This is a genomic window from Candidatus Eisenbacteria bacterium, assembly GCA_005893275.1.
Classification (GTDB): Bacteria; Eisenbacteria; RBG-16-71-46; order SZUA-252; family SZUA-252; genus WS-7.
This window is the reverse complement of the sequence record VBOW01000075.1, coordinates 1-8,699: the sequence shown is the minus strand read 5'-3', so window position 1 is coordinate 8,699 and position 8,699 is coordinate 1. Positions and strand designations below refer to the sequence as shown.

The 8,699-nt window shown below is 68.5% G+C and carries 8 protein-coding genes and 2 tRNA genes; 8 read left to right on the top strand and 2 right to left on the bottom strand.

Going from position 1 to position 8,699, the window contains the following annotated elements; translation table 11 throughout:
- Window positions 1-23 precede the first annotated feature (23 nt).
- The 7 genes from smpB to E6K76_12060 are packed head-to-tail and all read left to right on the top strand — an operon-like array spanning window position 24 to window position 7,029.
- Entirely contained in the window at window positions 24-470 is a 447-nt protein-coding gene (smpB, locus tag E6K76_12090) for an SsrA-binding protein SmpB (GenBank protein ID TMQ56871.1), read from the top strand.
- Window positions 467-1,933 carry a hypothetical protein gene (locus E6K76_12085; protein ID TMQ56869.1) on the top strand — a complete coding sequence of 489 codons (1,467 nt, stop codon included), beginning with the start codon at window positions 467-469 and terminating at the stop codon, window positions 1,931-1,933. Before smpB ends, E6K76_12085 begins: the two co-directional genes overlap by 4 nt.
- Window positions 1,816-2,487, top strand: a complete 672-nt coding sequence (locus tag E6K76_12080) for a GerMN domain-containing protein (GenBank protein ID TMQ56868.1) — start codon at window positions 1,816-1,818, stop codon at window positions 2,485-2,487. Before E6K76_12085 ends, E6K76_12080 begins: the two co-directional genes overlap by 118 nt.
- Window positions 2,484-3,398 carry a glutamate racemase gene (locus E6K76_12075; GenBank protein ID TMQ56867.1) on the top strand — a complete coding sequence of 305 codons (915 nt, stop codon included), beginning with the start codon at window positions 2,484-2,486 and terminating at the stop codon, window positions 3,396-3,398. Before E6K76_12080 ends, E6K76_12075 begins: the two co-directional genes overlap by 4 nt.
- Entirely contained in the window at window positions 3,395-4,150 is a 756-nt protein-coding gene (locus tag E6K76_12070) for a ribonuclease PH (GenBank protein TMQ56870.1), read from the top strand. The genes E6K76_12075 and E6K76_12070 overlap by 4 nt, the downstream gene beginning before the upstream one ends.
- Entirely contained in the window at window positions 4,141-4,728 is a 588-nt protein-coding gene (gene rdgB / locus E6K76_12065) for an RdgB/HAM1 family non-canonical purine NTP pyrophosphatase (protein ID TMQ56866.1), read from the top strand. Before E6K76_12070 ends, rdgB begins: the two co-directional genes overlap by 10 nt.
- Before the next feature lie 3 nt (window positions 4,729-4,731).
- Window positions 4,732-7,029, top strand: a complete 2,298-nt coding sequence (locus E6K76_12060) for a peptidase S41 (GenBank protein TMQ56865.1) — start codon at window positions 4,732-4,734, stop codon at window positions 7,027-7,029.
- A gap of 14 nt (window positions 7,030-7,043) precedes the next feature.
- Here E6K76_12060 and E6K76_12055 read toward each other — a convergent pair.
- Together E6K76_12055 and E6K76_12050 are read right to left on the bottom strand one after the other, a co-directional pair.
- Window positions 7,044-7,118, bottom strand: a tRNA-His gene (locus tag E6K76_12055).
- 22 nt (window positions 7,119-7,140) lie between these two features.
- Window positions 7,141-7,214, bottom strand: a tRNA-Arg gene (locus tag E6K76_12050).
- Between the two features lie 137 nt (window positions 7,215-7,351).
- Between E6K76_12050 and E6K76_12045 the strand changes: the two genes are divergently transcribed.
- Window positions 7,352-8,699 (top strand): O-antigen ligase family protein (locus E6K76_12045; GenBank protein ID TMQ56864.1); only part of this gene is annotated, 1,348 nt, incomplete at its 3' end.

The following is an 8,699-nucleotide window of genomic DNA, read 5'->3' as shown; positions in this document are numbered from 1 at the left end:
CGCACAAGGACGACGAGCGCCAGATCATCTGCACGAACCGCAAGGCGCGACATGACTACACCATCATCGAGACCTTCGAGTCTGGCATCGAGCTCCGCGGCACCGAGGTCAAGTCGCTCCGGGACGCGAAGGCGCAGCTCGTCGATGCCTACGCGATGGTCGAAAACGGAGAGCTCTACCTCAAGAATGCCCACATCTCGATCTATGATCCCGGGAGTTACACGAACCACGAACCGACGCGGCCGCGGCGGCTCCTCATGCACCGGGCCGAGATTCGCCGCCTGCAAACGCGCCTCGATGAGTCCGGGCTCACGATCGTGCCGCTCTCTCTCTATTTCCGCCGGGGCAAGGTGAAGGTCGAGCTGGCGCTCGTGAAGGGGCGGAGGAGCTACGACAAGCGCGCGAAGCTGGACGAGCGCCGAAGCCGCCGGGAGATCCGCGGCATCATGCGGGGAGAGCGTCCCGAGTGACCCGCGCCACGCGCGTCGGCCGCGCCCTCGTCGCGCTGGTCGCCGCTCCTCTCGTTGCGCTCGCCATCCCCGCCGCGCTCGCGATCCAAGGCGCGTCCTCGATCGCGGTGATCTATCCCGATCCGCAGTCGCCCGAGCGGATCGAGCCCATCACGCTCGGCGGGATCCGCTACCTCTCCACGAACGATCTCTCGCGCGTCTTCCGCGCGACGAAGTATTGGCGCCCTGAGCTGCGGAAGCTCTCGCTGCGGCTCGGGGACCATACGATCCGGTTCACGGTCGATGCGCCGATCGTGCTCGTCGACGAGAGCGCGAAGAACCTGGTTCTGCCTCCACGCCTGGTTCAGGGAGCGGTTTACGTTCCGGAATCGGTGCTGGGGGACCTCGTGGACTGGGGCATCGTCACCAGCGCGGGTTGGGATGTGCCCTCGCGCACGATTCGCTTCCGGTCGCCGGTCCACACCGTTCGACAGGCGCAGCTCTGGGTGCGCGGGCGCGTCACCGAGGTCTCCGCGACGCTCCTCAAGACGCTCTCCCCCCGCTTGATCTACGCGACCCCGAGCGAGCTCAGGCTTCTGTTCGAAGGGGGAACCCTCGATTCGGCGCGCATCTTCTCGGGCGGCGCGGTCTTGAGCGGCACCATCCAAGAGACACCCGACGGCGTCGAGATCCGCCTCGTTCTCACACCCGGCACACAGGGCTATTCCGTTTCGGTAAGCTCGAACCGTTTGAAGCTCGCGGTGACCGATGATCACGACCTCGTTCAATCGGGAATATTCTCCAAGCTCGAGCCCCTTCCGCTCGGGGGCCGGGATCATAGAATCCGCACGATCGTGATCGATCCGGGCCACGGCGGGAGTGATCCGGGCGCGCCGCTTCCGAAGGGTGGGTCGGAGAAAGAAGCCGCCTTGGACCTCGCGCGCGCGCTCCGCGCGGAGCTCCAAGACCGCCTCGGTGTGCGCGTCGTGCTCACCCGCGACTGGGATTCCGACGTACGGGTCTCGCGACGCGCGGAGATCGCGAACGAATCGGGGGGGGAGCTCTTCCTGAGCGTCCATTTCGACGCCGAGGGACTGATTCGCGCGGGCGGGTTCCGCGTCTACGCGCTCTCCCCGACACCGGCTCCCGGGGCGGCGGACCGGCTGCCGCTCACCTTGGGAGGCGAGGGAGGGGCCGAGATGCATTCGTGGGACTCCGCGCAAAATCCCTCCACCGGAACGAGCATGGCGGTCGGTCAGGCGATCGCGGACGCGCTCGCGCGAAGCTTCCCGCAGACGAGCGTTGTCTTCCGCACGGGGAGGCTCAGCGTCCTGGAGTCGGTCGCCTCACCGGCGGTTTTCCTCGAGTGCGCGCCCGCTCCGAAGGGCGGACCGGAAGCGATGAGCCTCCAGGGCTACTCGATTCGCGAGATCGCAAGGATCGTCGCGCAGACCATCCAGGATCTGGTGCGGGGCCCCACGTGAATCGGCTCAATCGGCGCTGGGTCATCGCGGTCGTGGGCAGCGTGGCGATCGTCGGCGGGTTTTTCTGGATCGCCCGCGTGAGGAATCAGGCGGGATCCCAGGGGCCGCGCTTGGTCCCGCTCGCCTCGGAGCTCGAGGGAATCCGGGGCGCCTATCTCTACTTCGGCGTTCCCGGCGCGGACACGCTCGTCTCGGAATACCGGGACGTGGTCGTGAAGGACCGGCCGGCCGATCAGGTCCGCGCGATCTACCGCGAGCTGCTTGCGGGGCCTTCGAAGGAGCACACGGCGCTCTTTCCAGAGGGGACCGAGCTGCTCGAGACCTACTGGACCGACCGCGGGACCCTCTACCTCGATTGGAGCCGGGCGCTCACGCAGGGATTCCGGGGCGGGAGCGCTCGGGAGCGCTCGCTCATCGCCTCGATCGTGCGCACGGCGGGGGACAACCTTCCCGGCGTCGAGCGGGTCATGATTCTTGTCGAGGGGGAGCCGGTCGAAACGATCGGGGGACATTTCGACGTGCTCTCGCCGCTTCTCGTGAGAGATTGGCGATGAAGGGGGGCCGCCGCGACGGGCGCGGGCTCCGAGGCGGGCACGGCCGCCCCACCGGCCGCCGCGAGCACACGCTCGGCGTCTTCGATTCGGGCATCGGCGGCCTCACCGTCGTGCGCCACCTGCGGCGGCTCCTCCCTTCCTGGGACATCGTCTACTTCGGCGACACCGCGCGCGTGCCGTACGGGACCAAATCCGACGCGACCGTGCGTCGCTTCGCGGGGGAGGCGGCGCGCTTTCTGACCCAGTTTGGCGTGAGCCATCTCGTCGTGGCTTGCAACACGGTGTCCGCGGTCGCCCTCCGTCATCTCACCCGGGAGTTTCAGGAGCTGCCCGTGGCCGGCGTGATCCAGCCGGGAGCCGAGGCGGCGGTCGAAGCGACGCGGAGCGGGCGGATCGGCGTGATCGGCACGCGGGCGACGATCGCCAGTGGAGCCTACGAGCACGCGATCACGGCCGCGGCGCACCGGGCGGGGAAGAAAGCGCGCGTGCACGCGCTCCCGTGCCCGCTCCTCGTGCCGCTCGCGGAGGAAGGGTTGGCGCGAAGCAGGGCCGCGCGGGAGGTCCTCCGCGACTACCTGGCGCCGCTCCGCGCGAAGCACATCGACACGCTGATCCTCGGGTGCACGCACTATCCGCCGTTCAAGCCCGCGATCCGCTCGGTCCTCGGGCGGCGCGTCACGCTCATCGACTCCGGCGAGGCGACGGCGCGGCGGCTCGCGCGATCGCTCAAGCTCGACTCGAACCCGGCACCGCGCGGCCGCGGATCCCTGGAATGTTACGTATCCGACATCCCGCGGCAATTCGAGGCGATCGGCCGCCGGTTCCTCGGCTCGCGGCTGGGGCGGGTCTGGCTCGTCCCCCAAGATGATCTTCCATGGTTTCAACGCCCTCCGGTCCAGGGACCGCCATGACCCAGTTGAGCCAACGCGTCGATGGCCGGCGCATGGCGGAGCTTCGGCCGGTCACGATCAAGCGCGGCTACCTGAAGCACGCCGAGGGCTCGGCGCTCATCGAAATGGGCGGGACCCGCGTGCTCTGCGCAGCCACCGTCGAGGAGCGCGTCCCCCCGTTCCTCCGGAACAGCGGCCGGGGCTGGGTGACCGCGGAGTACAGCATGCTCCCGCGCTCCTCCGCGGAGCGCATTCAACGTGAGGTGAATCGCGGGCACCCGGGCGGGCGCACCCACGAGATTCAGCGGCTGATCGGGCGCTCCCTCCGCGCGGTCACGAACTTGAGCGCGATCGGCGAGCGCCAGATCCTGATCGACTGTGACGTGATCGAGGCGGACGGCGGCACTCGCACCGCGTCGATCACGGGCGCCTACGTGGCGCTGGTGGACGCGATCCGCTGGCTCGCGAAGCGCACCGCCATCGCGGGAGACCCGCTGCGGGATTTCGTCGCGGCGGTCTCGGTTGGCATCGTGGACGGCCGGCCCTGCCTCGACCTCTGCTACGCCGAGGATTCCCAGGCGCAGGTCGATATGAACCTCGTGATGACCGGGTCCGGCCGGATCGTGGAGGTCCAAGGCACCGCGGAAGGGGAGGCCTTCAGCGAGCGCGAGATGGCCGTGATGATGGCGCTCGGGAAAGCGGGGGTCGGAAAGCTCATCCGCTCCCAAATGCGCGCGCTCGGCCTGCGACGGCTCCCCAAGACTTGGACCTGATCGTCCTCGCCACGAGGAATGAAGGAAAAGCCAGCGAGTTGACGGTCCTGCTTCAGGGAATCGCCGCGCGCCTGGAGACCCTTCGCTCATACCCCGCGGTCACCCTTCCTCCCGAAACCGGATCCAGTTATCGAGAGAACGCGCTCGCGAAGGCGCGGGCGGTCTATCGCGTGCTCGGCGTCCCTTCGCTCGGAGACGACTCCGGCCTCGAAGTGGACGCGCTCGCCGGAGCGCCGGGGCTCCATTCCGCGCGCTACGCGGGCGAGGGAGCGAACGACCGCGCGAACCTCGAGCGCGTCCTCGGCGAGCTGGCGGGCCTTCCGCCGGAGCGCCGGACGGCTCGATTCCGCTGCGTGCTTGCGCTCGTGCGCGGGCGCGGCGATGATATCGTCGTAGAGGGGGTGTGCGAGGGCCGGATCCTCGATACCCCGCGCGGGGCAGGTGGGTTCGGCTACGACCCCGTCTTTATTCCCGAGGGTCACCTCCTGACCTTCGCGGAGCTACCCGCCACCGAGAAGAACGCGCTCAGCCACCGCGCTCGAGCGGCCGCGGCCCTGGGTCGCGCGCTCAGGGAGTGAGCCATGCCTCGATCCAAGCGGATGCAGGGCCTCTCGATCCTGGCCACGGTGGTTCTTGCCGCTGTCACGATCGGGGGGGCGCGCGCGGAACGCGTAGCCCCCAAGTCGGAGAGCAAGCTGGGCACTCCCGCCGCTGTCGAGCGGCTCCGAGCCTTCGCGAAGCTCTACGGCTACATCCGATTCTTCCATCCCAGCGACGAGGCGAGCGCCGTCGATTGGGATCGGCTCGCCGTGTACGGCGCCGACAAGGTCCTCGCCGCGCCAACGGCTGCGTTGCGCGCGACCCTTGATTCTCTCTTCTCTCCGATAGCCCCCACGATCCGTATCTACCGCACGGGCCGCGCGCCGTCGCCTCTCCGTCCGGCCCTCGCCGAGTACCGCGGTGATCCCCAAGTTGAGGTGGTCGCCTGGCAGCATCGGGGGGTCGGTCTTGGCGCAGGGGGGAAGTACCTGAGCGCTCGGACCCACCGCGGGACGGAAGTGCAGGCGGGCGGCTACGGGTTCGGCACGATCGCGCAATCGGTGCCGGCGGCCAATCTTCGAGGCAAGGAAGTCCGCCTGCGCGCCGCCGTCAGAGCCGAGGCGAGCCGCGGCGGCCAGGGACAGCTCTGGCTCCGGGTCGACCGTGCAGGGAAGCAGCTCGGTTTTTTCGACAACATGAGTGACCGCCCGGTCACGGCGCACGAGTGGCGCGCCTACGAAATCGTTGGAAAAGTCGATGACGACGCCGAGCAGGTGGTCTTCGGCGGCTTCCTCGCCGGCGGCGGCAAGCTCTGGCTCGACCTCTTCGAGCTGGCGGTGCACGAATCCGACCATACCTGGCGCCCCGTCGAGCTCAAGAATCCCGGGTTCGAGTCGAGCGCGAGCGAGATCGCCGGCTGGAGCGCCAAGAGCCCCGGCTATCTCTACCACGTGGAAGGCGGCGGCGCTTTCGAGGGCGGACGCAGCGTTCTCATCGAGAGCGAGACGATCTCCGTGCGGGAGCCGCTCTTCGAGGCCACGCCCGCGCTCGGCGAAGTGCTCGAAAAGCCAATCGGCGCGGGCCTGAGCTGCGCCTTTCCGGTGGCGTTGCCGAGCGTCGGCGGCCGAACGCAGCCGAGCGTCGTCGCTGAAACCGCCGGACAATTTCGCTCCCTTCTTTCGACCTTCGACCCGGATGCCCACGCGACCGCCCGTCGCGCCGGCGCGGTGGTCATTGCGTGGAACGTCCTCCAGCACTTCTATCCTTACTTTGACGTGGTCCGCGCCGACTGGGATGCCGAGCTGACCCGGGCCATCCGTGGCACCCTGGCCGCCCGCAGCGAGCTCGACTTCTACGCCACTCTGGACCTGATGATGGCCGCCTTGCGCGACGGCCACGCGAGCGTGAACAATCAGGCAATCGCGACCGATCTGGACGGGGTCCCTCTTGCATTCGACTGGATCGAGGGGGCCGTCACGGTCACGGCGTCACGCGTCCCTGAGGTCGTGCCCGGCGACGTCGTCGTTTCCGTGGACGGCGTGCCGGCTCTCACGGCACTCGAGCGGACCGAAGCGCGCGTGTCGGGGTCGCCGCAATGGAGGCGGGTCCGCGCCCTCAGAAAGTTCGGCCGGGGCAAGAAAGATTCGCTCGCCCGCCTCGTGCTGCGGCGAGACGGGCGCGCGATCAAGGTCCACCTTGTCCGTGGCACTCGCGACATCCCGGCCGAGGCGCGCCCCGACTCCATCGCTCGGCTGGCGGATGGTGTCTACTACGTTGATTTGACGCGGGCGGCCATGCCCGAGATCACGCCCCGGCTCAGCACCCTCGCGGCGGCACGTGGGGTGGTCTTCGACATGCGAGGCTATCCGAAAGACTCTGGCGAAGAAGTCCTCCAGCATTTGACCGACACGCCGATTCAGTCGGCGAAGTGGAACGTGCCCCGGATCCTCTACCCGGACCGAGAACGGATCGCCGGATGGGACACCACGGGCCGCTGGAGCCTCGAGCCGGAGAAGCCGCGTCTGGGTGGCAAGGTCGTGTTCCTCACCGACGCCCACGCCATCAGCTACGCAGAAAGCATCATGGGGATCGTCGAGCATTACCGCTTGGGAGAGATCGTCGGCCAGACCACGGCCGGAACCAACGGCAACGTCAATGTGATTCGCCTTCCCGGTGGCTACAGCGTGAGGTTCACCGGCATGAAAGTGCTCAAGCACGACGGCTCGCAGCACCACTTGGTCGGCATCAGACCGACCGTGCCCGTCGCCCGCACGCGCGCCGCTCTCCGTGCGGGGCGTGACGAACTCCTGGAAAGGGCGCTGCAGCTAATTCCGGGCTAGCCGGCGTGATGGGTTGGGGTGGATGACGGGGCTCGAACCCGCAACCACTGGAGCCACAGTCCAGTGCTCTACCATTGAGCTACATCCACCGCAGGTTCAGGCAGGTTGGTGCGCGCCTGGAGGGAATCGAACCCCCGACCGACGGATTAGAAATCCGTTGCTCTATCCAACTGAGCTACAGGCGCTCCCTGGTCGGGTAACAACTTGGGGCTTCACCTCCTAGAGCGTACGCCGCATACTCTAGCCGATCCATGTCGCTTCGCATAGGACCTTCCCCCGGCCCTCCGCGGCCGCCTCTCCATTATTAGACGAAAGGGCACATTTGAGGTCCGATCGATCCCCTAAGTCAAGGTCCGGTGGCGGACGCGCGCGAGCCGCGGCGGCCGGCGCGGGTCGGCCGGGGGTTCAGCCCTCCCTTCAGTTCCTCGTCGTCATCGGCCTCCTTTTCGCGCTGCCGATTTTCTTCACGCCGGGCCAGCTGGTCGAGGAGTTCGAGTTCACGAAGGTTACGCTTCTCGTCACCGGCGCGCTCGTCCTCGCGGCGTGGTGGATTGCGGCCGAGAGCTCACGCGCCACCTCGGCCGGATTCGCAAAATGGGCGCGACTCCTTCCGGACCGGATCGCCTCCGCGATGCGGCGGGATCCGCTCGGGGCCGCGGTCGCGCTCTTCGCCCTATCAGCGGCGGCGTCCACGGTTGTTTCGGTCCGTCCGGCCCTCAGCCTCTTCGGCGCGCCGCAAAGCCACGCGGGTCTAAGGACGCTGGTCGCCTTGGCGGCGGTCTTCTACGCCTCTCGATCGCTCGCTTCGAATCCGGTTTGGATTCGAAGGGTCGCACAGGCGGCGGGCGCGGGGGCCGCGGTCGCCACGGCCTACGCCCTCATCCAGATCGCCCGTCTCGATCCGATCCAATGGCATCGACAATCCGCGTTCGAGGGCGCGATCCGCGCCGGGAGCACGGTCGGGCACGCGAACACGCTCTCCGCCTATCTCACGATGTGCCTCCCGTTGATCGTCTGGCTCGCCTCACGCGGGGGCTCGCGCGCGGCACGCGTCGCGTGGCTCACGCTCGCGGCGTCGTCGCTCTTCGTCATCGCGGTGAGTCTCTCCCGCGGGGCGTGGCTCGGGGTCCTCGCCGTGGCCGTCGCCGCGTTCCTCCTTGCCCTCGCCTCGACGCAGCGTCTCAAGCGCTCCTGGCTCGCCACGGCGTTCGCCACGGGGATCGTGGTCGTCCTTTTTCCCCTCCTCACGCCGATGAGGGGCCCGTTTCTCGACCGCGCCCGCCAGCTCACCGATCTCAGCGCCCCGACCTCCCGGACACGCGTCGAGCTATGGCGCGCGGGGATCCGAATGGTCGAGGACCATCCCGCCCTGGGCGTCGGCGTCGATGCCTACCTCGCCGCGTTTCCTCGCTATCGAACCTCCAGGCTGACCGAGCTCGAATGGGGCGGAACGCCGGCGAAAGCCCATAGCGACGCGATCCAGATCCTCGCGACCCAAGGAATTCTCGGAGGCCTTGCGGCGCTGGCGATCGTGCTCTTCGCGGCTCGGGCGGTGTGGCGTGTGGCACGCCGCGGGAGTCCCGAAGCGCGCGGCGCCGCGGTCGCGGCCGGTGCCGCGCTCGTGGGCTATGCCGTGCCGAGTCTGGTCGGGTTCGCGACGGTCGCGACCA